Source organism: Xanthomonas sp. NCPPB 1325, from assembly GCF_041477645.2.
Lineage (GTDB): Bacteria > Pseudomonadota > Gammaproteobacteria > Xanthomonadales > Xanthomonadaceae > Xanthomonas > Xanthomonas cannabis.
Genome location: NZ_CM192985.1, coordinates 4,283,210 through 4,308,633, shown reverse-complemented (window position 1 = coordinate 4,308,633; position 25,424 = coordinate 4,283,210). Strand labels below are relative to the sequence as shown.

The window sequence follows — 25,424 nt, the reverse complement described above, 5'->3', positions numbered from 1 at the left end:
ACGGGGCCCATGTGGGGCGAAGTGTCTACTTTACGTTGGCACGGTTTTTCGGAGGTGGGTCACTTTTTTGTTGCCGTCGGAACACTGTCGAGAGTCTTCAGAGACCTATCGGAAACGGTCTTTTGTTTTGCTGATCGCGGTGTCGGCGTGTTCTCGATGAGTGACTGCGTGTGCCGGGTTCATCGTTCCGCTCCAGCGCGATGCGCTTGCTTGCGCAGCCACGTGAGGACCTCGATTGCCGGGTCCACGCGCATGCAGACATGCAGCCGGCCTAGCACAATGCTCTGCGCATCCCCGCCCGGCAAGACGTCATCAAAGCCAGTTGCTTCGCAGGCGATCAGGATCGGCGGTAGATCGGGCCGCGCATCGGAATGCAGCATGGCCAGCACATAGCCCTGCATGATCTCGAAGCTGAGGGTGATGCCGGTGCAGACGCGGAAGTGTTTGCTCGTACTCATTGCCGCACCTGCGCAGACAAGGCATTGAAAGCAACGATTGCTGCAGCACCGTTGCCAAACGTTAGCCCGTGGATGGCCTTGCTCGTAAATGCGAGGCGTGCCTTCAAGCGCAGCCACGGGGAATGGCTGCATGCGAGGGTGTTGGCGATCAGGTCGACATGCTGGTCGACTTGGCGCAACGCAGACACGGATACTTCATGGGTGTCGTAGGACATGCTGGACTCCTTTTGTATTTTGGAATCCGTCACCCAGACGCCAATCGGGGTGACGGACGGTGCGCGGTTGGCGTGCCGGCCAAAAGGAACCGGTGGGCCTTGCGGCCCCCGCGCACCGCCCGCCATAAAGCTGGCCGGCATGCACCCGCGGCGATGCGGGCGATAAAAAAGCGCCGTGCATCGATCGATGGGCGCTGGTGCGCCTTTTGGTTCGGAACGCCAATTCCGGTCGCCGATTGTGCGGCGACGCCCAAATACTCGCTCCGGCTCACGGCGCGTGTCAACGGGAAAGCGTTGGAGTCGGCGTAGCTCATTTCGAGAATCTCCGGCACGACGTGGTCGTGCCTGACGCTCTTTCAGCCTGGACGCTGTAGCCAGCGGGCGAGCACGCGCGGCGCAGTTCAACGCAGACAGCCGTGTCGCCCAATCTCTTGTGCCAAGCGTTGGCCGAAGCGCCCGTCTGCCGCTAACGGCTGTCACGCGCAACGCTTGTCTGCTGTCTTGTCCAAGCTGCCCAGGTCGTTGAAGGTCAACCACAACGCCCGCCAGGGGCAGGTAGGTCATTTGACATGAATGACATGTACGGTAATATTCCGTACAAATAGGAGCCTGCCATGAACAACGCCGCTGCCCGCCTCGATCTGCGCTTAGACCCTGCCGACAAGGCGCGGATTTCCCGTGCCGCCGATCTGCGTGGCGTGCCGCTTTCGGCCTTTGTGCGCGATGCGGTCATGCGCGAGGCCGAGAGCGTCATGGCTGCCGAGTTGACGGTGACGTTGTCGGCAGAGGAGTCCAGGCGATTCCTGAAAGCATTGGATGCACCCTTCCAGCCCAATGCCAAGTTGAGGAAGGCGCTCGCCCGCGTCGCGCAGGGCTGAGTGCGTGCTCATCGTTGAGCAACTCCAGGCAAAGCGGCATGACCGCAACAGCTTCAGCTGTGGGGAGCCGACACTGGATGCTTATTTGCGACGGCAGGCGGTGCAGCACCATCGCGATGGCATCAGCACGACCCATGTCCTGGTGGATGATGAGGTTGCTGTCAACATTCTGGGCTACTACACCTTGTCAGCGGCTCAGCTCTTGCTGACAGCGTTACAGGAGCAGGATCGCAAGCGCCTGCCCAACTACCCGGTGCCCGCGATCCGGATGGGACGCTTGGCGGTTTCGTCAGCAGAGCAGGGTAGGGGGCACGGGGATTACCTGCTGGCACATGCGGTCGCTCGCTGCTTGAGTTTGCGAGAGCAGTTGGGCGTGCGGGTGCTGCTGGTGGATGCCCTGCATACGAAGGCAGCCGGGTTTTACAAGAGCTACGGATTCCGTGAGGCTGCTGAGAGTGCGATGACATTGTATCTGCCGTTGGGGACTTCGTAATCCGACCCAACGTCGTTGTTGAGGCGCTCCGCCGCTGCAACGCGTGAAAGCTGCCGTGTGGCAGATCGGAGATGGTGTGCTCGGAGTTCGCCGGCGTTGCTCAAACGCGCATTGATTGCTGGACGGAGATACCCGCCGTCGCGCCCTGCCATGATGCGGTGGTGACGCAGGCCATTCCAATAGCGGTGCAGGGCTGAAATTCTCTCGCCTTCGATGTGTGCACGGTCTCGCCTTATTGCGTGCGGGTGGCAGGTGAGACAGCGAAGCGGTTTGACAGCCGGCATGCACGCACCGGGGCGGGAGAGAGGGCGTTTACGCACGCAGCAACCACCTGGTGCGGCCGCGGCGACGTCGCGGCGTGTCCTGGTTGGGTGTGGTGCCGATGGCCGGGCGGCGTAGATGCGACGGTGGCAGGCAGATCAGCACGCAGGGGGTCTTGGCCAGGGTGGCCTGCAGCGAGGAGCGCCAGACACCGCGGCGGACGACAGCGTCGTGTTCGACGACGAGCACGTCGGCACAGGCGCGTTTGAGCAGGCCGGCGATCTCGCGGCGTGGGTTGCCCACGGCCACATGCAGCCGTACGCGCAGGTCGTCATCGCGCAGTTGCAGGACCAGGTCGCTGAGCCAGCTGACGGCTGCGGCTTCGGTCAGGGGCTTGTCGTTGAACAGGCTGTCCACCAGCAGGCCTTCGCTGATGTCTGGCATGACGTGCAGCAGGTGCAGGTCCGCGCCGCGACGGCGCGCCATGGCGGCGGCATCGCGCAATGTGTCGAGACTGGTCTCGCGGCCGGTGATCCAGCAGGCGACATGGCCGCCACCTGCGCCGTCGCGCGGGATGGCGTCGGCGTAGGGAAGGGTGAGCATGGGGGTGGCGACGCGTTCGAGCACGCGTGCACGCAGCGAGACATGCAGCGGCCGTGGCAGCCCAGTGCGTTCGGACGGCGGCATGATCAGCAGTGCGTCGTCGCGGCTGCGGCAGAACGAGACGATGCCGGCGGCGGCCGGGCCGCTGGCAAGCGCGCGCTCGCAGCCCGGGTAGTTGGAGGCTTCGGCAAAGAACGCGTCCAGCGATTGCCGGGCCTGCGCGCGCTTGCCCTTGGCATGCACGTGCAGGATGGTGAGGCGGGCGCGCAGGCGGTCCACCAGTTGCGCCACGGTGGGAATGGCCGCGTGGCAGGTTTCGGAAAAGTTGGTCGCAAAGATCAGGTGGGTTGGCGTGGTCTGCATGGCACTCTCCGTGGTCAGTAGATGAAGCCGTCGATGGCGCGCACTTCGCGCAGTGGCACGCGCTGGCCCAGCATTTCGCGCAGTGTCAGCTCGATGCCGCGCGACAATGCGGTCATCGGGGTGTCGTGCACGGTGTTTTCGAACGGGTCTTCGATGGCGCTGCTGGCGCTGTCGATGGCAATCAGGGTGAAGCTGATCAGGACCGAGGCGATCGGCATGGCCAGGCCCATGCCGGCGATCAGGCCCAGCGGCACCAGCCAGCAGTACATGTTCACCAGCGTCCTGGGCAGCGATGAAAACTGCCGCGGCAACGGGGTGTTCTTGATGCGCTCGCAGGCGCCCTGGATATTGGCCAGCCCAGTGAGGTTGGCGTCCAGCGACGACCAGCGCAGGCTGTCGAGCATGCCGTGGTCGCGCGCCTGCTGCAGCTGCTGGCCCAGGCGCAGGGTGAGCGCGTTGGGGATGTTGGCGTAGCTGCGCAATGCGTCGGCACGTGCCTGCCCCAGCAGGCCGGTGATTTCGGGGAAGGGATTCTGTCGGCGCAGGTGGCAGCGCAACGCATGGACGAAGGCGACCTGGTGGACGACGATGTCATCGCGCAGTGCGCGCTGGCGCGGGTCGTCGGGGTCCACATCCAGTGCGGTCAACGCCTGGCGTGCGATGGCACGCGAGGTATTGACCAGCGCGCCCCATAGCTGGCGTGCCTCCCACCAGCGGCCATAGGCCGCATTGGCGCGAAATGCCAGGAAAATGGTAAGCGCCGAGCCCAGTTGTGCCAGCGGCAGCGCTTCGATGGACAGCCAATGCCAATCGAAGAAGGTGTACAGCACGGCCACGGCGCAGTCGAAGGCCAGCAGCACCAGCAGGCGCTTGTAGGTCTTGGGCCAGATGCGCCGCAACGGAAACGTATCGCGGGTGATCATGGAGGGGCAGCCAAGGTGGGGTGGCCGCATTACACCCGGCCTGCACGGTTGTGTCTGCCATCCTTGCGCCGGCATCGGACAGGCTGCAGGCGGTCCGAACGATGTGGCCGGGCTATCTTTCGATAGGGTGAAATCTGTGCCCCAGGCCGGCATGTTGTGGCGTTGAAAATGTGGCGAGGAGCGAATTTGCAGCGCAAGTGCACCGGTGGGCGATGGACAGACTGAGGCTGCCATTCAAGTGGCGCGGGCAGGTGGTCAAACTCAATCGCGGCCCGACGCTGTGGGCATCATTGGCGATGCTGGCCTCGCTGGTGTGGGCCGAGTGGTATTCGCACCTGGGCGTCTCGCTGGGGCTGCTGTACATCCTGCCTGTGGTGCTGGCCGCCACGGTGTTGTCACGCCGCGACATCGTCATTGCCGCAATTGCCTGCGCCGTGCTGCGCGGGTTGTTCGTGACCGAGGAGACCCTGGTCGAACAGGCGCTGCGGTTTTTCATGGCCACGATCGCCTATGCCGGCTGCGGTCTGCTGGTGGCAGAGATCAGCCGCACGCGGCGAGTGATCCTTGCGCATTACGTGCAGCTGCGTGCCGAGCAGCGGCTACGCCGACGGCTGGAGCGGCAACTGCGCCTGCTGGCCGAAAGCAGCCCGGCAGCGCTGCTCACCGTGGCCGGCGACGGCCGCATCGTGGCCGCCAACCGGGCCGCGCACGAGATCCTGGACATGGCCGACGACGGTGGACTGGAAGGCCGCGCGGTGCGCGAGTTCCTGCCCTTGCTCGACGATGCGCTCAGCATGAGCGCCAACCTGGACGGCATGCGTACTTCGGCCAGCACCTGGGGCTGCCGCAGCGACGGCACCCGGTTTCCGGCCACCACCTGGTTCTCGGTTTACGAAGATAGCCAGGAGCGCCATCTGGCCGCGATCCTGGTCGATACCAGCGAGGAAGTGCGCGCGCGCGAGTCCGCGCATTTTGACGATGTGTTGAAGAACAACCGGCTGTTGGCCGGTGCGGTGTCGCACGAGATCCGCAACCTGTGTTCGGCCGCAGGCGTGGTCACCTCCAACCTGGCGCGACATCCGGCCATCGGTGCAGACCCGGATCTGGCTGCGCTGCGCAGCCTGGTGGCGGCGCTGATGGAGCTGGCGTCGTTCAACCTGCGCCGGCAGCTGCCCGATGAGGTGCACGAAACGCGGCTGCAGACGCTGTGCAGCGAGCTGGACGTGATCATCCGCTCCGACTGGGAAGACATCGACGGCCAGCTGATCATCCAGATCCCGGCCGAGTTTCCGTCGCTGCAGGGCGACCGCCATGCGTTGCTGCAGGTGCTGCTCAATCTGGCGCGCAATTCGTTGCGCGCCGTGCAGGGGCTGCCGCCGCAACGCCGGCAGTTGATCGTGAGTGCGCGCCTGGAGCAGGGCCGTGCGGTGGTGAGCGTGCGTGACACCGGGCCGGGCATCGCCGAACCGGCCCGCCTGTTCCAGCCGTTCCGCAGCGACAGCGATGGCTCCGGGCTGGGGCTGTACATCTCGCGGGCGCTGATGGCCAACCAGGGCGGCCTGCTACGCTACGCGCCCGGCGGGCAAGGCGCGTGTTTCGAGCTGCATCTGCCGCTGGCGCACGCACCGCATGCGGAGCTGCCCGATGGATGAGGCGCCGCGCCCACCGGTCCGGCTGTACCTGCTGGACGACCACACGCTGTTCCGCGAGGGGCTGCTACGCCTGCTCGGCGCCGATGCGCGCTTTGAGGTGGTGGGCCAGTCCGGCGCGCTGGCGCAGGCCATCGTGCAGATCGCATCGCTGGCGCCGGACGTGGTGATCCTGGACTACGACATGGGTGAGTACAACGCGCTGGACTACATGCGCCGCCAGGCCGAGCAGGCGCGCCGCCCGGCCACGCTGGTGGTCACGGCCGGCCTGCCCGAGCGCGACGCGCTGGCCCTGATCCGCCTGGGCGTCTCCGGCATCTGCCGCAAGGATGTGTCTACCGATGAACTCATCGACAGCATCCATGCCGTGGCGATGGGCCGGGTACTGATCGACCAGCGCTACCTGCAATCGCTGGTGGTGCAGGGCACCCAGGAAAGCCGCCCCAGTTTCACCGATCGCGAGCGCGAGGTATTGCGGGGGCTGTTGCGCGGGCAGTCCAACAAATTGATCGCACGTCAGCTGGGCAGCTCGGAAAGCGCGATCAAGGCGACCTTCCAGCAATTGTTCAACAAGCTCGATGTGCGCTCGCGCAGCCAGTTGGTGATGGTGATCCTGCAGGATTACCGCGACCTGGTGTAACGGTGCCGCTGCACGGCTGCGAGGCGCTGTCGCGTGTGCGGATTCGAGCAGCGTGTCTGCCGGCTTGGTCTGCCGGTGGCCGGCAGCCAGGGCAGGCCGACGTTGCTCACTTGGATGCAGGCACAGGGCGCTCTGCGCCGCCATGCCGTGCGAGATGAAGCGCCAGGCCGGCGGCAAGGCTGGCCGCCAGTGCTGCCGGAACCAGGAGAACCTGGAAGCCGAAGGAATCGAAGGCCGTGGCGGTAAAGACGCCGCCTGCGACGAATGCGGCCAGCACCAGGCTGCCCAATGACAACCTGCGCCATGGCAGGGCATCGCCGCGCAGGCCTTGCCCCAGCAGCAAGCCCAGGTCGGTGAAAAAACCGGTGAGATGCGTGGTGCGGATCGCCGAGCCGTTGTAGAAGGTGGTCATCGCGTTCTGCAGGCCGCACGCCGCTGCCGCCAGGCAGCCACCCCAGCCATGGCCACTGCCGAGGAGCGCGCATGCGGCGAGCAGCAAGGCGGCCTGCACGCAGAGCAGGCCGACGTAACGCCACGAGAGGGCGCGCCCGCGCAGGACCAGCCCGACCAGCAGCCCGCCGCCCACGAAGCTGGTGACGATCGCGGCCAGTTCCGCGGCCAGGCGCCAGTGCCCAGCCCCCATGGCGAGCGCGCCAAGCGACGCTGTTCCGGTCAGATGGCTCAGCGCCTGGTGCTTGAATCCCAGATAGCCGGCAGCGTTGACGATGCCGGCGGTGAATCCCAGCACGGTTGCCCCCAGCCAGACGCGCCGCGGCAGATACAGTCCCACGTTCCGCTCCTGTTTGACCCAGGCGCCTATCTTGCCAGCGTGGGCGCTGCGGGCGGCACCTGCTACCAGACTGACTGACAGCCCACTCGTGGCGCTCCACCCGCTCAAGAACCACGCGGCTGCTGCCGCTAGCGGAATTTCCCCAGCAATCGAAGAGACCGCCATGTGGTTTGCCAAGACACCCAACACCGAGCAATGGGGCCGCGCACTGGACACGCTGCAGCAGGCAGGCGCTCCGCAATGGCCGTCGGTGGTGCCCGAGGGCGTGGCCAGGCGCTTGTCCGAACAGGTGGCCACCCTGCAGCGCGAACGCGCGCAGGCGCAGGCAATGGCGCAAGACGCCACACGGGCACTGCAGCATCTGCAGGGGCGCTTTGACCTGGTCGCCGACGGCACCACCGATGGCCTGTGGGACATCGGCATCGTGGCCGGTGACCCGGGGCATGCGGACAACCCGGTGTGGTGGTCGCCGCAGATGCGCCGGCTGCTTGGCTTCACGTCCGAGCAGGACTTTCCCAATGTGCTCGACAGCTGGGTGCAGCGCCTGCATCCGGAGGATCTGCAGCGCACGCTGGACGCCTTTGCGGCGCACCTGACCGACCGCAGCGGCCGCACGCCCTACGACGTGGAAAACCGCATCCGCCTGAAGTCCGGCGAGTACCGGTGGTTCCGCGCCTTCGGTACGACCGCGCGCGATGCAGACGGCACGCCGTTACGCGTTGCCGGCTCCATTACCGACATCACCGAGCGGCGCAAGCGCGACCGCTTCCTGGATATCACCCTGACGCGCTTCGAGCTGGGCTCGCAGATGCTCAGCGACGGTTTGTGGGACATGAGCGTGATCGCCGGTGATCCGATCAACCCCAGCAACGAATTCTGGTGGTCGCCGCAGTTCCGTAACCTGCTCGGGTTCGAGAATGAGCAGGAGTTTCCCAATGTGCTCGACAGTTGGGCCTCGCGGCTGCATCCGGAAGACAAGGCGCGCTCGCTCAATGCGTTCGCGGCGCATCTGAACGACCGTAGCGGCCGCACCGGCTTCGATATCGAATACCGCCTGCAGCTGAAGAATGGCCAGTACCGCTGGTTCCGGGCGCGTGGCCTGACCAAGCGCGCGGCCGACGGCACGCCGCTGCGTGCGGTGGGCGCGTTGATGGATATCCAGTCCGGACGCCAGCTGGGCGAAGTGGCGCAGACCCTGAGTCAGGCCGCGGGCGAGATCGTGCAGAGCAACGACAACCTGTCCCGCCGCACCGAGCAGCAGGCCGCCGCACTGGAAGAGACGGCCAGCTCGATGGAGGAGATGACCAGCATCGTGCGCAAGAATGCCGAAGGCGCGCGCCAGGCCAACACGCTGGCCAGCGGCGCGGCCAGCACGGCGCAGCAGGGCGGTGAGCTGGTCAATGGCGTGGTCGCCACGATGACACAGATCGAGGCGTCATCACGCAAGATCGGCGAGATCATCACCGTCATCGACGGCATCGCCTTCCAGACCAACATCCTCGCCCTCAACGCAGCAGTGGAAGCGGCACGGGCGGGAGAGCAGGGCCGCGGGTTTGCCGTGGTGGCCTCGGAAGTGCGCAGCCTGGCGCAACGCTGCACCAATGCCGCCAAGGAGATCCGCGACCTGATCGCCGACTCCGGCGCAAAGGTGAAGCAGGGCGCCGAGCAGGTGGCGGTGGCCGGCCAGACCATGCAGGAGCTGCTCGCGTCGGTGAGCCGGGTCAACCAGATCATGGGCGACATCGCCAATGCCAGCGCCGAGCAGAGCGCCGGTATCGAGCAGATCAACCAGAGCATCATCCAGATGGATACCGCCACCCAGCAGAACGCGTCGCTGGTGGACACCATGGCTGCGTCAGCACGCGCGCTGGAAGACCAGGCCTCGCTGCTGGTGCAGAGCGTGGCAGACCGTGGGCGCGGCACCGCTGCCAAGCCGGCGCTGGCGCTGGTGGGCTGATCGAGTGAGCGATTGCGGCGATGTGCGTGGGTTGCGCGCATCGTCGCCGGTGTCATCTGCGTGGCACGTCATGGCAAGGCTCGGTCACCGCCGTGCCGAGCCTTGTAGTTGTACATGGCGTATCCAATGGCTCTCACGCCGCCAGCGCGCAGGTCACCGCCCTGGCGTCGCCACCCGTCTGTTTGCGACGCATGGCGTTAATACCATCCCAGATACAAGGTGGCGATTCCCCAGGTGTCGATGAGTCCATGCGCCACTACCAGCGCATAGAGGTTGCGCCCGGAGCGCAGATAGACAACGCCCAGCAACGTGCCGACGATTCCTGTCAGCAGCACGCCGGAGATGCCTTGCGCGGCGTGCATCAGGCCAAACACCACGCCTGCGGCCAGCGCCGCAAGCAGCCGCCCGCCGCGATGGCGGCCCAGCATCTGATCGAGCTGGTGCAGCAGGAACGCGCGAAAGACCAGTTCTTCGCCCACTGCGGCACTGAGCCAGGCGCCACCGGCCAGCTGGACGGCCGCCGCCATGTTGCCGCGAAGCGCGCCGTAGGCGCTGTAGTCGGTCCGGGTTGCGGTCAACGTATCGATGAGTGGCTGCACCACCGGATTGATCAGTCCGATGACCAACGCCAGCAGCAATAGTGTCCAACCCAGCACGGCGCGAAACGCGGTTGGCGCCAGTCCGCACGCACGCGCCGAGCGCGTTTCGACCCAGACCAGCGCAAGACCAGCGATACCGACCAGAGGCATCCGCCAGGGAAACGGTAGCCAAGGCACGTGCGCCAGGGACAGGATGGCCGCGACCATGACAAGCCGCGAAAGAGGATGTCGCAACACGGCAAGGCCCGGTTGTACGGCGGGGCGTGATGGATCTGGATGATGCATGCCTGATGACACGTTGAACGGTGTCATCGACGTTAGCGGCGACACGCTGTGCGCGTCGCATGCCAGAAGTGATGGTCGTGCCGTTCGCCCCGTCAGCGGGCTTGCTTCGCGCGGTGCGTCGAGCGGTGATTGCAGTGCATCCAGACGCTGTCATCGCGGCTGGACGTTGCACGGCCGCTGTCTGACCAGAGCGGCGCTTGCAGATCAGGCGCCTGGAGATGCGCCGGACGATGCGAAAAACCGATTGTCACTACCTGGTTGTCCGGAGCCCTGCAGCGATGAGCAGCCGCAAGCACACCGGCCCCGCGCTTGGCTGCACTGGTCCGATGGCCAGCAGCATCATGTGATCGAGTCGGGCCGCGCCGGTCGCGGCCCGGTTGCGGCCCACGCATGCGCGCCGGCCCTAAAACTCCTGCCAGTTGCCGCCATCGGATGCAGCCACCGCCACGTGCGTCTGTTTGGTCGCGTGTCGGTTGGAGGTGACGGGGGCGGTCGTTTTTGCCTTGCCGCTGCCGGCCTTGCGCGCCGGTGCGACCGCCGCCAGTGCGTGCGCTGGCCTGGTCACGCCGCCATCGACCTTGAACACTGCAACGGCCTCGGTCAGCTGGACGGACTGCTCCTCCATCGCGCGGGCAGCCGCGGTCGCTTCTTCCACCAGCGCAGCGTTCTGCTGGGTGGTTTCGTCCATCTGGGTGACGGTGAGGTTGACCTGCTCGATCCCCTTGGATTGTTCCTGCGATGCGGCAGAGATTTCACCCATGATGTCGGTCACCCGCTGCACGCCGGCAACGATGTCGGACATGGTCGCCCCGGCAGAGTGCACCAGCGTCGAGCCCTCGGCCACGCGCTGCACGGAGTCATCGATCAGTGTCTTGATCTCCTTGGCGGCAGCGGTGGAACGCTGGGCCAGGGTGCGCACTTCCGACGCCACCACCGCGAACCCGCGCCCTTGTTCGCCGGCACGCGCCGCTTCCACGGCGGCATTCAACGCCAGGATGTTGGTCTGGAAGGAGATGCCGTCGATGACGCTGATGATGTCGGCGATCTTCTTCGACGAGGCTTCGATACCGGCCATGGTGCCGACCACCTTGCTGACGATCTCGCCGCCCTGCGATGCCACCCCTGCGGCGCTGATCGCCAGCTGGTTGGCCTGGCGTGCGTGCTCGGCGTTCTGGCGCACGGTGGAGGTCAGCTCTTCCATCGATGCGGCCGTCTCTTCGAGATTGGCCGCCTGCTGCTCGGTGCGTTGCGACAGATCCTGATTGCCCGCCGCGATCTCGCTTGCGGCCAAGTTGATGGCGCCGGCCGACTGCTGGATGCGCCCGACGATCTCTGCAAGCTGCGCCGCGGTGGTGTTGGCGTCGTCGCGCATCTGCGCAAACACGCCCTGGAAGCTACCCGTCATCCGCGCGGTGAGATCGCCGGCGGCGATGGACTTCAGCAGGGCCGACAACGACTGCAGATTTCCGTCTGCGGTGGACATCAGGGCATTCAGGCGCTCGACCATGGTGCGGAAGTCGTGCTGGAAGCGCGCGGTGTCGCCACGTACGCCAAAGTCGCCGGCCGCCGCTGCCGCGGCCAGGTGGCTGATTTCGTGATTGATGGCGGTCAGGTTGCGCTTGACCTGATCCATGGTCTCGGTCAGCACTGCCTTCTCGCCAGGCAGCCGGTCCATGTCTTCGGACAGGTCGCCGACCGCATAGCGGCCGGTGATCTGGGCCAGGCGCGTCATGACCTGCACATGCGAGTTTGCCAATGCATTGGCATCGCGCACCATGTGGCCGTATTGGCCCGGGAACGCGCTTTCATCCATGCGGTAGCTGATCTGGCCGGCATCGTGCTGACGTGCCATTTCCACCTGTGCTGCGATGACGGCCTTCAGCCGGTCACGAATGCGGTCAACGGCATTGGCCAGTTGCACGGTCTCGTCCTTGCCGGTCGCCTTGGGGCCGGCATCTGCGTCGAGGACGCCATTGGAGAGTTTTTCGACTTCGCCGACCGCGCGCCGGATGGCACGGGAGATCGTGTTTCCCAACACCAGCGCAGCGCTGATGCCACCCACCGCGATCAGGGCCAACGCAATGGCCGAGAGGATCATTGCGCGCGTGTTGGCTTCCTGCTGCTGCTCGTAACGGAGCTTGGCGGACCTGCCCAGCTCGTCGCGCAAGGTGGAGAGCCCGGCGAAGGTGGCGTTGGCGTTGTCCTTGACCTGGGTGCGATTGACCTCTGCGCCGGCCGGAATGTCGCCGGCTTCGATCAGCTCGACCTGGCGCCGCATGCCATCGTGCATCAAGGCGTAGCTGGCGGTGATCTTCTGCAGCTGCGCAGTGTGGTCGCTTTCATTGCTCAGCAGACGCTTGAGCTGCGCGATGTTGGATTCCACCTGGGTGAAGCGCGTCTCGTTCTCCTGCTTCCACTGGGCGATCGTGTCCGGCGTGCCGATGGCGATCATGCGCAGGATGTTGATGTCGACGCGGGTCAGCTGGCCATCGATGCTGCTCGCCAGGGCCGAACCGGTGAAATCCCGGTTGTAGAGCGTGCCCACCCGGTCCTTCGAACCATGCAGGCTATGCAGCAGGAAGAGGCAGAGCAGGATGCTTGGGATCAATGTCCCCAGCAATGCCAGCAGGAACTTGCGCTTGATGGTAGCGAGCATGGTGGACCTTGGTGAGTGGTGGATCTGCGTGTCGGAACAACGACCACCAACTGACCATCCGAAGGCGTCGTCCGCTCCGGTGCGAGGCTCATCAGCGTTCGGCTTCACCGGTTGGCACTGATACCGGTGGCTACACGGATTAGCGGCTGTCGGCAGGAACTCTTGATCAGCGACAGCGACAGCGACAGCGGCTGCGCGATCGCGGCCGGGGATGATCCTGGCCCGTCGTCCCATATCGATGGGGGAGGTGGGTCGCCTGCTGATTTCTTCGAGCGCGCACAATGCGTTGGCCGCCATCGCTGGCGTACAGGGCCCACGCCGCTCGTGTGGACAGGCGCACTCCCGGCGCTTGGTCGCAGCCCGCCGTTGTCGGAGCGTCAGGCCAGGCTGACGTTCGACAGGGTCACCAGGCCCGTACTCGACACCTGGCACAAGGCCATCGATTGCCGGGCATAGTCATAGGCCGTGTCGCGGTCCGCAAACGCAGCACCGGGCAGGCAATGGCGACGCAGGGTGATGCCGCCGGGCCGGGACACCAGAAGCTCCGGCACGAACTTTCCATGCAGTGGGCAGACGTGGGCGGTGAGCAGATACTCGCCCACGTCCCGGACAGTTGGGGTATCCAAAAGCAAGCCCTCTTGAAGACAGCGGCCGCCGCTGACGGTGCAGCAGCGTCAGCGGATGAGCGCCCGGTAGCGAGCGCGACAAGGCCGCAGTATCGAAGGGAGGGGATGAAGGTTCTGTCGGCGTGGGTGAGCCCGCTTGCAGGGGCTCTTATCGATCCACGTTGGGCGCTCGACATCGCAGTGCCTGGCGCATGCTGAAACGTTGCGCGTCAGTTGACCGGCGCCACGGCTGGCGCATCGCCGACCGGGCTGGATGGCAGCAGCGGCCCGACCTTGATGAGGTGGTCGATGTTGTTGAGCTGCCCCATCTCCTTGAACCAGCTTGCGCCCCACTTGGCGCTCAGGCCCTTGGAGCGCAGCGACGACTGGATGCGTCGTGCCACCGACAGCAGGCCGGATTCGCTGCTGCCCGGCAGGAACAGCGCGAACTCCCCATGCGCCAGCCGCGCCAGACTGTCTTGCGGCCGGGTGGCCTGTTTCAGCACGCCGATGGCCGCCATGACGTCCTGCTCGGCGCCGAGCGGGTTTCCCGAGCTGCTGGTATCCAGATCGAACAACAGGACGCCGCCCTGTTCGGTGCGATGGCGGTGATCCGCCGCTGCCTGAAGCAGCTCACGGAAGGCGCCGAGGTCGTAGAGGCCGGCCAGCGTCTGTGTGTCGTCCACGGCCGCGGCATCTGCCGCGGGCTGCGGTAACGCCCCGAGGTGCTGGGCCCAGGAGCCGGCCAGGACGCGCCCGAAGGTCTCCACCAGAGGCAGGAGATGCTCCACCTTTCCCTCCACGACGCGATCGTCCAGGCCGCACAACATGCCCTCCACCCTGCCGGGGATGCGGATGGGAACGCCCAGGTAACTTGCAATGCCGAGTCTGCTGGCCACCGGCGACTGCGCCAGGTGCTCGAACTTCTGCAGGTCCGGTGCGAACTGCGGCCCGCCCATGACCATCATGCTGCGGCAGACCGATTCGGGCCAACTCAAGAACTGGTCCACCGCCAGGCCGAAGGACGCGTCCGTGCAGGCCCGGATGATCCAATGGTCGTTCTTGATTTCTGCGAGCACCCAGGTTTTCAGCGGTGTCAGCTCCGCAAGGCGCTGCAGCAGTTCCCCGGCAGTGTCGTCCAGGCCAGCGAAGGGCACCTGGGTTGTGAGTTCGTTGGCCATGCAGGCTTGCTCCATTGATTCAACCCATAGCGGCAGGATCGATCGGAGCTATAGTGGATGCACCCTCGACTTTATGAACCGAGCAGGCGTCAGTGCGCGGGAGTGCCCGAACGCCCGATCGCTGGCGTCGTCGTCGTGTGCACCATGCCCTGCGCATTCACAGCGGGCGAGTGAGCAGGGCAACGCTCAGGCCGATCATGAACACGGCGATCCCTGCATCGAGGACGCGCCAGGCCCGTGGGGCGTTGAAGACGGGCCTCAGCCACCTCGCACCGAAGCCGAGTGCGGTGAACCAGGTCACGCTCGCCAGGCAGGCGCCCAGCGCGAAGAACCAGCGGTGCTGGCCGGCATAACGGGTGGAAATGCTGCCCAGCAGCACCATCGTGTCCAGGTAGACGTGTGGATTCAAAAACGTAAACGCCGCGCAGGTCAGCAGCACGCGATACGGGCCGGCTTGCGCTTCGGGTGCCGCGGACAGGCCGCCCGATCCGCGCCAGGCACGCCTGGCGGCGAGCACGCCATAGCCCGCCAGGAAACAGGCGCCGCCCACCCGCAGCACCTCCAGCAACCCGCCATAGCGGTGGACCAATGCACCGATGCCGGCAACGCCAAGCACGATCAGCAGGATGTCGCCCAGGGCACAGATGGCCACCACGCGTGCGACGTACTGCTGCTTCAACCCCTGTCGCAGGACGAAGGCGTTCTGGGCGCCGATCGCGATGATCAGGCCGGCGCTGGCGAGGAAGCCGGCCAACAGGGCAGTGATGGACATGTAGGGCACCGATCTCAATGACAGGTGCCAGCATTGGCGCAGGTCGCGCATTAGACAAACGATCCATTCTTCTACAGCATTAGCGTTTCTAATGGAGCGCCACGATGATCCTCATGCATCCACAGCTTGCGGCATTTTCGGCGGTTCTGGATGAGGGCAGTTTCGAAGCGGCGGCGCGCCACCTGTCCATTACCCAGTCGGCGGTCTCGCAGCGGATCAAGGCGCTCGAAGACCGGCTGGGCCAGATCTTGATCGTGCGAGACGCGCCTTGCCGCCCCACTGCGGCGGGCGAGCAGTTGTTGCGCCGCGTGCGCCCGTTGCAGGCGCTGGAGTCCGAAGTCGAAGACGTGTTTGCGCGCTCTGAGAAACGTCGTGGCACCCAGTCCATTGCAATCGCGGTCAATGGCGATTCGCTCGTCACCTGGGTGATCCCGGCCATTGCGGGGCTGCACGCCGCGCATGGCTATCTGCTGGATGTGCGGGTGGATGATCAGGACCACACGCTGCGCCTGCTGCGCGACGGCACGGTGCTCGGCGCGGTGACATCCGAGCCTCGCCCCATCCAGGGCTGCAACGTGCATGCGCTGGGCGTGATGCGGTACGTGGCGATCGCTTCGCCGGCATTCGCAGGCCGGCACTTCGCTGACGGCGTGTCGGCCGCGTCGCTGGCGCGGGCGCCGTTGCTGGCCTTCAACCGCAAGGACGACCTGCAGGCACGATTCATCCGCCATGTGACGCGCGCCAGGCTGCAGCCACCGATTCATTACCTGCCCACGTCCACCGGCTTCGTCCGTGCCGCTGCCAGCGGGATGGGCTGGTGTCTTGCGCCGGATGCACTGGCATTACCCGCCGTGGATGCCGGGGATGTGGTGTTGATTTCGCCCACGCGTCATATCGATGTGCCGCTGTACTGGCAGTATTCGGCGGTCAGGTCCAGCACGCTCCAGCACATCACCAGCGCCATCCGCGACGCCGCCGCCACGGTGATGCATTCGAAAAAGGCACGCAGTTCCACCGTGCGCCGTTGAGCCGATCCTTCCGGACGATACCCACATGCACGCTCTGCGCATCAGCACCGACACTGCCGACATCGACATGGATGTCGTGCATGGATACCTCTCCGTCCACATGCCTACCTCTGAGGCCGGTGCCGGTGTGCAGTCGCACTGCAGCGTTTGCCGGTGCGTGGTGGTGACCTTGCGTGCACGATTGCGCCGATGATCACGTCCAGAAGTCATGGTGCCGCCCAGCACACGTGGCGCGCCGACGGCTGCGGCAAAGTGGTCGTGCGTCAGCGCATGGCGACGCAGGGCGCGCAATGACCACCACCAGGAGAGCACGGATGGCACAGCGGGACAGATCTTGGTGGCGTTGGGGCATGCCGTTGCTGGGTGTGCTGGTCGCCATCGCGCAACTGGCGTGGGAGCACAGCCACGGCGGCGTGCGTAGCCATCACCTGCTGAACCGCGCAGACCTGCCTGCCATCTCCAACTGGTGGGGGCTGCTCAGCTTGCCGCTGGTGGGCTGGCTTGCCGTCAGCGTGGTGGCACGCCGGGCCGCTGGCGATGGTGCGGTGTTCCGCAACGCGGTGGCAGGCGCGGTCGGCGCGTGGGCAGCTGGCGGGTCGCTATCGGTCGCCTTCGTGCTCGGCAACGAATCGGTCGCGTTCGGTGTGCTGGTGACGCTGCTGCTGTGCGCAGTGGTGGTCCGCGCGTACCGTGCCGAATATCTGTTCGGCTTCGTGTTGGGCATGACCTTCGTGTTTGGGGCGGTGCTGCCCTGCATCGTCTTTGTCGCGATCGCCAGCGTCTCTGCAATTGCTCATTTTGCGTTGTGGCCGGCGCTGCGGCGGCTGATTGGCAAGACGCGCCGGCGTCAACCGCAGGTCCAGGGCGGCGCCGTGCGCGACTGATCAGGTCCCCGAGCGATCGCCGCCGTGCCAGGCTTGCCGGTTGAAGGTGGAACGTGCAGCGGCTGTGCCGTTGGTGCTGCCGTGCAGGACTGCGCCGGCACCGGTGCCAACGATCCGCATGCACGTCCGGGCCATCCTGGGTGACCGCTTCGCCAGCGGACTGCGCCTGCGCAGGCTGCTGCCTGTCCGGATCGGGCGGCCCTCGCTTCCTTTGCGATGTCGCGCCGCAGAAGATCAAGCGATGTCATGCGTGTGAACCACGCATGCGCGCGGTGTGCCAATGCACTGCGCGTGCTGCAACGCGCTGCCAGGTCATGGTGTTGCACAGGCGCTGATCTGCGCTGGCCGTACATCTAACAAGCCATGCACGGCCACGCGTGCAGGTTGGTGACCTCAGGTTGTGTGTGAGGTCTACAATGCAACGCGATATCGTGGTCATCGGGGGCTCTGCGGGCAGTGGCGCGGCATTGCGCGCGTTTCTGGGCGAGCTGCCGCACGATCTGCCCGCGTCGATCCTGATCGTCATGCATCTCTCTGCGCGCGGCGATGGCATGGGCAGCATGGTGCGTCGCGCCGCACCGCAGTTCGCCGTACACGTTGCCGAAGACGGGCAGGTGCTGCTGCCAGGGCACATCTATGTTGCGGTGCCGGATCGGCATTTGATGCTCAACGGTGAGCGCCTTGCCCTGGGTGTGGGGCCGCGCGAGAACATGTCGCGTCCGGCCATCGATGCGTTGTTCCGGTCGGCCGCGCTCGCGTTTGGCCCGCGCGTGGTGGGGGTGTTGCTGTCCGGCATGCTGGGCGACGGCGCCGCCGGGCTGGAGGCGATCCAGGCCTGCGGTGGTGCGGTGATCGTGCAGGATCCGGCCGACGCCGATGCCGACGAAATGCCGCGTGCCGCCCTGCAGCGGCTGAGGCCCGATCGCATCGCCCGCGGCGCGGGATTGGCAGAGGCCATCGTGCAATTGCTGCAGCAGCGCCCGTCGCCGAACCAGGCCGATCTGGGTGCGCTGACGCTGGAGGTGGATATCGCGCTCGGCAGGCCGTCGACAGGAGAATTGATCGCACAGATCGCATCCCCCTCCACGCTGAGTTGCCCGGCCTGTGGCGGCGTGCTGAGCCAGATCGCAGGTGACGGCGGGCTGCGTTTCAGGTGCCAGGTGGGGCATGCGTATTCTGCGCAGGCGCTGGAAATGGAAAAGGAAGGTGCGGTGGACGAGGCCTTGCGGGTGGCGTTGCGCGTGATCGAGGAGCGTGTCGATCTGGTGACGCGGCTGGCCAGCAAGGATGGCCGGCGCCAACCCTCGGTGGCGGCGATGTATGCCGACCGCGCGGCCGAATACCGCAGCTATGCGGACCTGTTGCGCGGCGTGCTGCTGGGTTCGTTGAAGCCGGCAGTGGCCGCGGACAACTACCAGACACGCCAGCGTGAGGCGGTTGCCGACAAAGAAGTCATGGGCACGCTCGATGATGAGCGCCCCTCGAGACGATGAGTGTCCATCGAGCCAGTTAGGTTGTGCCCACCGGAGTGACGCGCAGTAGGTGGCGTGTGGCGATGCGGAGTTTGTGCAGTGTCCTGTCTGATGCCAGGGCACGCGGCCGAAGCGACGTTCGGTAGCGGCTGCTTGCTGCGAATATATGTTTCATATACGTTGCGTATATTCGCGACCAGGAGCTTACCGATGGGCATCGTCAATATCGACGACGAGCTGCATGACCAACTGCGCCGCGCCTGTACGGTGAGCAGCCGGTCGATCAATGCGCAGGCCAATTTCTGGATCAAGGTCGGCATGCTGTGCGAGATGCATCCGGCGATGTCGTTCCAGGACATCGTGGCGCAGGAGTTGCGCGCGGCGGGGGTGCGGCCGCAGGCGTTGAAGCCGCAGGTTCTGAAGCCTGGACGGGCATGATCAAGCAGCCGGAAGAGGTCGCAGCGATGGCCACGGCCGGCCAGCTGTTGGCGCAGGTGTTTCATGCGCTGGACCAGGTGCCGCTGGAAGGACGCAGCACGCTGGAACTCAATGCCCTGGTCGAGCGCATGATCGTGCAGGAGCTGGGTGCGCGGCCCGCCAGCAAGGGCCAATACGGCTTCGAGTACGTGCTCAACGCGTCGATCGACGATGTGGTCTGCCACGGTGTGCCATCGGCCGATGACGTGTTGCGCAGCGGGCAGATCGTCAACCTGGATATCACGCTGGAAAAGCACGGATTTATCGCCGACTCCAGCACTACCTATCTGGTGGGCGAGGTGTCCTATGCCGCCAGGCGGCTGGTGCACACAGCGTACCGGGCGATGTGGAAGGGCATTGCCGCGGTGCGGCCGGGCGCGCACGTGGGCGATATCGGGCATGCCATTGCCCGGCATGCGCGCGAACATGGCTACAGCGTGGTCAAGGACTACTGCGGGCACGGCATCGGGCGGCAGATGCACGAAGAGCCGCAGATCCTGCATGACAGCCGCCCGGGCACCGGCCTGCCCCTGCAGGAGGGCATGGTGTTCACCATCGAGCCGATGATCAATCAGGGACGCGCGGCGATCCGCTCGCAGCCGGACCAGTGGCCGGTGTACACGCGCGACGGCAAGCTGTCGGCGCAGTTTGAACATACCGTGGCGGTCACGCGCACCGGTGTGCGTGTGCTGACGTTACGGCCCGGCGAAACACCGCTGTGCGCGGTGGGGTGAGACTGCCAACCGCGCCAGGGCAGGTCGCCTCGGCCGGCGCCACCCGCCGCGCCTGATTAGAGCGTGGTGGTGGCGATTGGATGCGTGTGGGCAGCCACGGCCACGTCGGCCGTTGGCGGGTGCGCGCTGTGGCTGCCCAGCAATGCCGAGAGCCGGCGATGGCAGTCGCGCAAGGCCAGGGCAGAGGCGGGCATGTCGCAGGCATCAAAGGTGCGTGCTTCCGCCTTCCAGGCGGCGAGCAGGTCTTCCAGATCACGGTGCAGGCTCGGCATGGTGGGTGTCTCGATGGGTGTTCCTCTCTACGCAGGCAGCTGGCGCGCGGATGCAGGGCGGGCCCGCGGCGCGATGACGCAGTTCAGCCGCAGACGCGTGCAGCCTGCCGACGCGTGGCGTAGCGCGAGGCTGCGGCTGTCGTGACCGGCCGGGTGCGTGCGCCGGCCGGATGTGCGGGCATCGCCTGATGGCGCTGGTTTACCAAGCAGCTGCGTTGTGACGGCCATGCGTGCCTGCGCGCTGCGCATGCGTACGGCACACGTCCACATCACGGCGGCGGGGGGAAGGTGGCTGCGCGGCCTTCTGCCGCAGGAGAGCAGCATGCGTACCCAAGACAGCGGCGCGACACGGATCGACGACCCCACCCCGCCCAATGGCGTCAAGGCGCCGGGCAAGAACGAAGACCTGCTGCAGGATGGCCCTGCCCAGGACAGCGAGATCGACGACGACGATGGCATCGAAGACGACGTCGACGCGGACGAAGACGAATAGGTACCGTAGACGCCGCTCCAGGTGCCGCGTCGCGGCATCCGGAGCCGCGTGCGTGCCCGGTCCGGGTGCGCACGCCTGCGGGGTCAGTGAATGCCTGCCCGATGGCGTGTGTGCCGGTGCCACGGCCGTCATGACTTCGTTGGGCCAATGGAACGAACATGCTGCAGGTACACGACGATCGGCGCATGCGCGCCCGCCGGCTCGTCAGCAGCCGCTACCCGGCCTACACTCCACAGCCCTCGCTTGCGCTGACGACCATGCAGACACTGCCACCGCTACCGACCATTGCACTGGGCGAATATCGCCACTTCAAGGGCGGCCGCTACGAGGTGCTTGGCGTGGTGCGCAGCAGCGAGACGCTGGAACCGCTGGTGCTGTACCGGCCGTTGGACAACGACGTTGGCCTGTGGGTCAGGCCGTATGCGATGTTTCTGCAACAGGTGGACGTGGATGGCGCTATGCGCCCGCGCTTCGCACCGGTTGCCTGAGCAGGCATGCCGACCGCCGTGTCCCGGACACCGCAATGAGCACGACCGAGGCGCCGCTGCTGACGCCGGACGGGCGCTATGTCATCGTGCGTGGCCGGCTCTGGCGCACGGCCAATCCGCATCTAGGCGAAGATGCCCGTGCGGCGCTGGTGAGGGAATTGATGGATGCGCGGCGCGCGGTCAAGGCGGCCAAACGCGCTGACGATGCACACGCCCTGACGGCGGCACGTCGCCGGGTCGATGCCGCCAAGGTGGCCCTGGGAGAACGCGGCCCGGTGTGGTGGACCGACGGTGCCGACGATCTCAATCGGCATCTGGTCAGGAACACGCCCTACGCCGCATGGTTTGCCGCACGCGATGGCGCATGACCCAACCCGGCGCGTGCCGGGCTGGGTGCAGTGGCGTGGAGGCAGGGCGGCTCAGCCCAGGTCGCAGTTGCTCGGCTGCGGCCAGGTGGTGGCAGGCAGCATGGCCTTGACGGCGGCCGGCGCGGTGATGCCGATGGTGCTGGCGCCGTACAGGTCTTCGAGTTCGTCGATGCTGACGATGTAGCTGTCCAGCGAGCCGAGATTTTCGCGATTGGGAATCAGCCAGCTGATGGCGCGCGTGCCGCCGCCCGGATTGGCGGTGATGATGGTCTTCCAGAAGAAATCCGGGGTGCGGATGCCGTGGCTGGTCAGGAAGTAGTCGTTGCTGGTGTCGCTGTAGATCACCCCGCCATAGACCTGCACGCTGGCGATATCGCGGTAGCACTCGGCGACGTTTTCGGCGCGCACCCAGATGCCCTGGTTGAAGCTGGCCACCTGCGGCACGATGTTGGACATCAGGTTGGCGCGACGGATGTAGGTGGCGTTGTAGTCCATGTGGTTGGAGGTCACCAGATGGCCGCGGTCGTAGCCGCTGCGCACGCTGGCATAGGAGGCGGTGGAGGTCTGGCCGGCGCAGCCGCTGGGCAGCTCGGTGTCCAGATTGAAGCCGGACGGGCGCGCGGCCGAGCCGGTATCGGCCTGCAGCACATATTCGTAGCGTAGCGTGGTGTGGTTGGTACAGTCGTAACGCAGCGTGTAACCGCCTTTGTTGAGCGTGACGACCTGTGCCTGGGCAACGGCACTGAACGCGGTAAGAAGCACAACGGCAAGCAGGGTCCTGAAACGCATGCGGCAAATCTCCTTCGAATCGGTCGGACGCACGACGCCGCCGCCGATGTGCCAGGAGCAGACCGACGTGATGCGCAGTGCGCTGAGAGAGGTCAATGGCTCGCCCGTCCCCTAGCGAGCGCGACAGCTATCGCATGCCAATGTTGCTTGCGTGTGACGAACGTGACAACACACCTGCGCCAGGCGCGCCGCAGCGCCAGGCTGTGACGGACTTGGCATCTACTGATGTGCCGGGATGGGTGCAACAGCGCGATGCTGCCGGTCATTGCGCAGCTGCCGCGCAGGCGGCTGACGTCGTGTCACGTCGAATGGCGTAGGCACTAACCGGCGCCGTGCTCCCGCGCCGCGCCTGCCCGCAGCGCCTGCGCGACGCACTTGCCAAACGCTCCCTCAGGTCACGCAGCTCTGGTCGCCGCGGTCGCCGCGCGGTCGTCATCCAGCACACAAAAAAACCCCCTGCTGCATCGATGCAGCAGGGGGTCGTTGACGATCCAGCGAAACGATCCGCACGGCGGATCGCGATCTGCTATGCGACTTCTTCGAGCGCACGTTCTTGTTGGGTTGCCGCGTCCAGCTGGAACAGCGACACCAGCTGGGTGAGGGTGCTGGACTGCTTTTCCATCGCGCGGGCGGCGGCCATGGCCTCTTCCACCAATGCCGCGTTCTGCTGGGTGGTTTCGTCCATCTGGATGACGGTCTGATTGACCTGCTCGATGCCGGCCGACTGCTCGCTGGAAGCGGCAGTGATCTGCCCCATGATGTCGGTGACGCGATTCACGCTGGCCACGATCTCGGTCATGGTGGTGCCGGCCTTGTGCACCAGCGCCGAGCCTTCGGCCACCTTGCCCACCGAGGCGTCGATCAATTCCTTGATCTCCTTGGCGGCACCGGAGGAGCGCTGTGCCAGCGTGCGCACTTCGCTGGCCACCACCGCGAAGCCACGGCCCTGTTCGCCCGCGCGCGCCGCTTCCACTGCCGCGTTCAAGGCCAGGATGTTGGTCTGGAAGGCAATGCCATCGATGACGGAGATGATCTCGGCGATCTTCTTGGACGACGCTTCGATGCCGCTCATGGTGCCGACCACCTGGCTCACCACCTCGCCACCCTTCGACGCCACGCCGGCGGCGCTACGTGCCAGTTCGTTGGCCTGATGCGCGTGTTCGGCGTTCTGCTTGACGGTGGAGGTGAGCTCTTCCATCGAGGCAGCGGTTTCTTCCAGGTTGGCTGCCTGCTGCTCGGTGCGCCGCGACAGGTCCTGATTGCCGGCGGCAATCTCGCCGGCAGCGGTATCGATTTCCGCCGACGACTGCTGGATGCGCGCGACGATGTCGGTCAGGCGCTCCACCGTGGTGTTGGCATCGTCGCGCATGCGCGCGAACACACCGGCGAAGTTGCCGTGCATGCGCGTGGTCAGGTCGCCGTTGGCGATCGCCTGCAGTACCTGCGACAACGCACCCAGGCTCTTGTCGGAGGTGCCCATCAGGTGGTTGAGGTCCACCACGATCTGGCGGAAGTCGTACTCGAACGCGGTCTCGTCGCCACGCGCGCTGAAGTCGCCCGCCGCCGCGGCCGCCGCCAGGCGCTTGATCTCGCCATTGATCGACAGCAGGCTGGCCCGCACGTCGTTGATCGACTGGCTGATCACCGCCTTCTCGCCCGGCAATGCCTCCAGTTGCTGCGACAGGTCGCCGGCCGCATAGCGCTCGGTCAATGCCACGATCTGCATGGTGACCGCGATATGGCTGGACACCAGCGTGTTGCTGGCGCGCACCATGGTGCCGAACTCGCCGGGGAACTCCTGCTCGGCGATGCGGTGGCTGACGATGCCGGCCTCGTGCTTGTCGCCCATGTCGGTTTGCGCCTGGATCACGCGACGCAGCTGGCGCTGCATGCTGTCCATGGCCTGCAACAGCTGGCCGACCTCGTCATTGCGGTCGATCGAGATGGCGTTGTCCAGCCGGCCCGACGACACCGCATGCGCAATGCCCACCGCGCGGTTGAGCGGCTGGGTGATGGCACGCGCCACGATCCAGCCGAACGCGATGCACACCACCGCGCCGACCAGGCCCAGCAGCAGGCCGGTCATGCTGGCGGTGACCGAACTGTCCACCGCTTCCTGCACGGTGCCGCGAAAACGCGCATCGGCGCGCTTCTGCATGGCGGTGAGCGTGGTGCGATAGGTCTCCAGCGCCGGCGCCATGGCGCTCATCTGTGCGGCATCGGGTTCACGTTGCTCCACGAACGCCGCGGCCACGCCATGCGCCAGGCTGTAGTACTGATCGAACTGCTTGCCCAGGCGTGCCAGTTCCTGGGCGTTGGCCGGGTCGGCCTTCTGCAGTTTCACGTAGGAGTTGTGGATGTCGTCGGCCACCGGTTTGGTGGCCGCCAACATGTCCGCATCGCCTGCCGCGGCTGCGCCATTGAGCCCGCTGATGAGCTTGTCCAGCGCGGCCACGTTGCGCGTCATCGCGTCGAGCATCGGGAAATGCACGTCGCGCACCGCTTCCAGGCGGTCGTTGTTGCGATGGAACACCAGCGTGCTGAAAGCCACATAGCCCGATAGGCAAATGATTGCCACCGCTGCCGGCATCAGGATTTTCCAGAACAACGGTAGCGACAGAATGCGTCTCATGAGAGGGCTCTCGAGCAGGTGGCGGGTCACGGCTTCAGGACGACCTTGACGCTGGCGTCCACGGCTGTGGCACTGATGTAGCCGATCGCGCCGGGCGTGGCCGCCACGGCCTTCTTGACCGCGTCGTCGCCGCTGACGCGCTTGGGGCGTTGCGCCTTGCCGGTGAACATCAGCTGCGACCAGTACGACTTCAGCTGCGCCGCATCGCGCGAGGCGACCTTCTTGTAGAACTCATCGCGCGTGGCGGCACCTTCTTCCTGGTCGATCGGCACCGCTGCGCCGCCGCCGGGCAGACTGTTGGACTTGGCCAGGAAGATCTGCGAGACCTGCGCCGCGCTCAGGCTGTCCGGGCCGCCCTTGGCCGCCATCACCACCACCACATCGGCGTTGGCCGAGAATGCAACCAGCGACAACAGCGCAAGCGCGCAGCCTGCGGAATACTTGGAAAGTTTCATGGGG

At 65.9% G+C, this 25,424-nt stretch carries 27 protein-coding genes and 1 pseudogene; 14 read left to right on the top strand and 14 right to left on the bottom strand.

Features of this window, described 5'->3' with window-relative positions; genetic code table 11:
• Window positions 1-179 precede the first annotated feature (179 nt).
• Both ACCQ10_RS18240 and ACCQ10_RS18235 read right to left on the bottom strand, forming a co-directional pair.
• Entirely contained in the window at window positions 180-458 is a 279-nt protein-coding gene (locus ACCQ10_RS18240) for a hypothetical protein (RefSeq protein WP_372361499.1), read from the bottom strand.
• Window positions 455-673 (bottom strand): hypothetical protein, encoded by a 219-nt coding sequence (locus ACCQ10_RS18235; RefSeq protein ID WP_184375476.1) that lies wholly within the window; start codon window positions 671-673, stop codon window positions 455-457. The genes ACCQ10_RS18240 and ACCQ10_RS18235 overlap by 4 nt, the downstream gene beginning before the upstream one ends.
• A gap of 614 nt (window positions 674-1,287) precedes the next feature.
• Between ACCQ10_RS18235 and ACCQ10_RS18230 the strand changes: the two genes are divergently transcribed.
• Together ACCQ10_RS18230 and ACCQ10_RS18225 are read left to right on the top strand one after the other, a co-directional pair.
• Window positions 1,288-1,551, top strand: a complete 264-nt coding sequence (locus ACCQ10_RS18230; protein ID WP_372361498.1) for a type II toxin-antitoxin system TacA family antitoxin — start codon at window positions 1,288-1,290, stop codon at window positions 1,549-1,551.
• A 4-nt stretch (window positions 1,552-1,555) separates the two neighbouring features.
• A complete protein-coding gene (locus ACCQ10_RS18225; RefSeq protein WP_372361497.1) occupies window positions 1,556-2,044 on the top strand; it encodes a GNAT family N-acetyltransferase in 489 nt (162 codons plus the stop codon).
• Between the two features lie 312 nt (window positions 2,045-2,356).
• Here the strand turns inward: ACCQ10_RS18225 and ACCQ10_RS18220 are convergent, their stop codons facing one another.
• The gene (locus tag ACCQ10_RS18220; RefSeq protein ID WP_372361496.1) at window positions 2,357-3,271 is read right to left on the bottom strand and encodes a universal stress protein; all 915 of its coding nucleotides are present in this window, start codon (window positions 3,269-3,271) and stop codon (window positions 2,357-2,359) included.
• A 14-nt stretch (window positions 3,272-3,285) separates the two neighbouring features.
• Complete coding sequence (locus ACCQ10_RS18215) at window positions 3,286-4,194, bottom strand: bestrophin family protein (protein WP_372361495.1); 909 nt, start codon at window positions 4,192-4,194, stop codon at window positions 3,286-3,288.
• Between the two features lie 212 nt (window positions 4,195-4,406).
• Between ACCQ10_RS18215 and ACCQ10_RS18210 the strand changes: the two genes are divergently transcribed.
• Window positions 4,407-5,846 (top strand): sensor histidine kinase, encoded by a 1,440-nt coding sequence (locus ACCQ10_RS18210; RefSeq protein WP_123137678.1) that lies wholly within the window; start codon window positions 4,407-4,409, stop codon window positions 5,844-5,846.
• On the top strand, window positions 5,839-6,483 hold the full coding sequence (locus tag ACCQ10_RS18205) for a LuxR C-terminal-related transcriptional regulator (RefSeq protein WP_039405954.1): 645 nt from the start codon (window positions 5,839-5,841) through the stop codon (window positions 6,481-6,483). The genes ACCQ10_RS18210 and ACCQ10_RS18205 overlap by 8 nt, the downstream gene beginning before the upstream one ends.
• A gap of 106 nt (window positions 6,484-6,589) precedes the next feature.
• Here the strand turns inward: ACCQ10_RS18205 and ACCQ10_RS18200 are convergent, their stop codons facing one another.
• The gene (locus ACCQ10_RS18200) at window positions 6,590-7,438 is read right to left on the bottom strand and encodes a YoaK family protein (RefSeq protein ID WP_372361494.1); all 849 of its coding nucleotides are present in this window, start codon (window positions 7,436-7,438) and stop codon (window positions 6,590-6,592) included.
• Here ACCQ10_RS18200 and ACCQ10_RS18195 point away from each other — a divergent pair.
• Window positions 7,437-9,230, top strand: a complete 1,794-nt coding sequence (locus tag ACCQ10_RS18195) for a methyl-accepting chemotaxis protein (RefSeq protein ID WP_372361493.1) — start codon at window positions 7,437-7,439, stop codon at window positions 9,228-9,230. The genes ACCQ10_RS18200 and ACCQ10_RS18195 overlap by 2 nt on opposite strands.
• A 197-nt stretch (window positions 9,231-9,427) precedes the next feature.
• Here the strand turns inward: ACCQ10_RS18195 and ACCQ10_RS18190 are convergent, their stop codons facing one another.
• Together ACCQ10_RS18190 and ACCQ10_RS18185 are read right to left on the bottom strand one after the other, a co-directional pair.
• A complete protein-coding gene (locus ACCQ10_RS18190; RefSeq protein WP_372361492.1) occupies window positions 9,428-9,979 on the bottom strand; it encodes a CPBP family intramembrane glutamic endopeptidase in 552 nt (183 codons plus the stop codon).
• Between the two features lie 538 nt (window positions 9,980-10,517).
• Window positions 10,518-12,770, bottom strand: coding sequence for a methyl-accepting chemotaxis protein (locus ACCQ10_RS18185; protein ID WP_372361491.1), 2,253 nt, complete (start codon window positions 12,768-12,770; stop codon window positions 10,518-10,520).
• Window positions 12,771-12,993: 223 nt separating this feature from the next.
• Between ACCQ10_RS18185 and ACCQ10_RS18180 the strand changes: the two are divergent.
• A pseudogene (locus ACCQ10_RS18180) lies at window positions 12,994-13,077 on the top strand (BLUF domain-containing protein); the annotation flags it as partial.
• A gap of 70 nt (window positions 13,078-13,147) precedes the next feature.
• Here the strand turns inward: ACCQ10_RS18180 and ACCQ10_RS18175 are convergent.
• From ACCQ10_RS18175 to ACCQ10_RS18165, 3 genes are all read right to left on the bottom strand, one after another.
• A complete protein-coding gene (locus ACCQ10_RS18175; RefSeq protein ID WP_166752305.1) occupies window positions 13,148-13,321 on the bottom strand; it encodes a hypothetical protein in 174 nt (57 codons plus the stop codon).
• A gap of 284 nt (window positions 13,322-13,605) precedes the next feature.
• The gene (locus ACCQ10_RS18170) at window positions 13,606-14,556 is read right to left on the bottom strand and encodes a sensor domain-containing diguanylate cyclase (RefSeq protein WP_372361490.1); all 951 of its coding nucleotides are present in this window, start codon (window positions 14,554-14,556) and stop codon (window positions 13,606-13,608) included.
• 157 nt (window positions 14,557-14,713) lie between these two features.
• Window positions 14,714-15,328 carry a LysE/ArgO family amino acid transporter gene (locus tag ACCQ10_RS18165; protein ID WP_372361489.1) on the bottom strand — a complete coding sequence of 205 codons (615 nt, stop codon included), beginning with the start codon at window positions 15,326-15,328 and terminating at the stop codon, window positions 14,714-14,716.
• Window positions 15,329-15,432: 104 nt separating this feature from the next.
• On the opposite strand from ACCQ10_RS18165, the gene ACCQ10_RS18160 reads away from it, so the two are divergent.
• From ACCQ10_RS18160 to map, 5 genes are all read left to right on the top strand, one after another.
• Complete coding sequence (locus ACCQ10_RS18160) at window positions 15,433-16,356, top strand: LysR family transcriptional regulator ArgP (protein WP_372361488.1); 924 nt, start codon at window positions 15,433-15,435, stop codon at window positions 16,354-16,356.
• Window positions 16,357-16,706: 350 nt separating this feature from the next.
• The gene (locus ACCQ10_RS18155; protein WP_372361487.1) at window positions 16,707-17,240 is read left to right on the top strand and encodes a hypothetical protein; all 534 of its coding nucleotides are present in this window, start codon (window positions 16,707-16,709) and stop codon (window positions 17,238-17,240) included.
• A 416-nt stretch (window positions 17,241-17,656) separates the two neighbouring features.
• Entirely contained in the window at window positions 17,657-18,733 is a 1,077-nt protein-coding gene (locus ACCQ10_RS18150) for a chemotaxis protein CheB (protein WP_372361486.1), read from the top strand.
• A gap of 189 nt (window positions 18,734-18,922) precedes the next feature.
• Complete coding sequence (locus tag ACCQ10_RS18145) at window positions 18,923-19,150, top strand: ParD-like family protein (protein ID WP_372363171.1); 228 nt, start codon at window positions 18,923-18,925, stop codon at window positions 19,148-19,150.
• A complete protein-coding gene (gene map, locus ACCQ10_RS18140; protein ID WP_372361485.1) occupies window positions 19,147-19,923 on the top strand; it encodes a type I methionyl aminopeptidase in 777 nt (258 codons plus the stop codon). Before ACCQ10_RS18145 ends, map begins: the two co-directional genes overlap by 4 nt.
• A 56-nt stretch (window positions 19,924-19,979) precedes the next feature.
• Here map and ACCQ10_RS18135 read toward each other — a convergent pair whose 3' ends face one another.
• On the bottom strand, window positions 19,980-20,195 hold the full coding sequence (locus ACCQ10_RS18135; protein ID WP_372361484.1) for a hypothetical protein: 216 nt from the start codon (window positions 20,193-20,195) through the stop codon (window positions 19,980-19,982).
• 322 nt (window positions 20,196-20,517) lie between these two features.
• Here ACCQ10_RS18135 and ACCQ10_RS18130 point away from each other — a divergent pair, with 322 nt between their 5' ends.
• The 3 genes from ACCQ10_RS18130 to ACCQ10_RS18120 all read left to right on the top strand — a co-directional run bounded on the left by ACCQ10_RS18130 (window position 20,518) and on the right by ACCQ10_RS18120 (window position 21,544).
• Window positions 20,518-20,688, top strand: a complete 171-nt coding sequence (locus ACCQ10_RS18130) for a hypothetical protein (RefSeq protein WP_068838522.1) — start codon at window positions 20,518-20,520, stop codon at window positions 20,686-20,688.
• Window positions 20,689-20,945: 257 nt separating this feature from the next.
• Complete coding sequence (locus tag ACCQ10_RS18125; protein ID WP_372363170.1) at window positions 20,946-21,176, top strand: DUF1653 domain-containing protein; 231 nt, start codon at window positions 20,946-20,948, stop codon at window positions 21,174-21,176.
• A 35-nt stretch (window positions 21,177-21,211) separates the two neighbouring features.
• Complete coding sequence (locus ACCQ10_RS18120) at window positions 21,212-21,544, top strand: hypothetical protein (protein WP_372361483.1); 333 nt, start codon at window positions 21,212-21,214, stop codon at window positions 21,542-21,544.
• A 51-nt stretch (window positions 21,545-21,595) separates the two neighbouring features.
• Here ACCQ10_RS18120 and ACCQ10_RS18115 read toward each other — a convergent pair whose 3' ends face one another.
• The 3 genes from ACCQ10_RS18115 to ACCQ10_RS18105 all read right to left on the bottom strand — a co-directional run bounded on the left by ACCQ10_RS18115 (window position 21,596) and on the right by ACCQ10_RS18105 (window position 25,420).
• Window positions 21,596-22,333 carry a DNA/RNA non-specific endonuclease gene (locus ACCQ10_RS18115; protein ID WP_372361482.1) on the bottom strand — a complete coding sequence of 246 codons (738 nt, stop codon included), beginning with the start codon at window positions 22,331-22,333 and terminating at the stop codon, window positions 21,596-21,598.
• Between the two features lie 526 nt (window positions 22,334-22,859).
• Entirely contained in the window at window positions 22,860-24,995 is a 2,136-nt protein-coding gene (locus ACCQ10_RS18110) for a methyl-accepting chemotaxis protein (protein ID WP_372361481.1), read from the bottom strand.
• Entirely contained in the window at window positions 24,992-25,420 is a 429-nt protein-coding gene (locus ACCQ10_RS18105) for a type 2 periplasmic-binding domain-containing protein (RefSeq protein WP_372361480.1), read from the bottom strand. Before ACCQ10_RS18105 ends, ACCQ10_RS18110 begins: the two co-directional genes overlap by 4 nt.
• Between the last annotated feature and the right edge of the window lie 4 nt (window positions 25,421-25,424).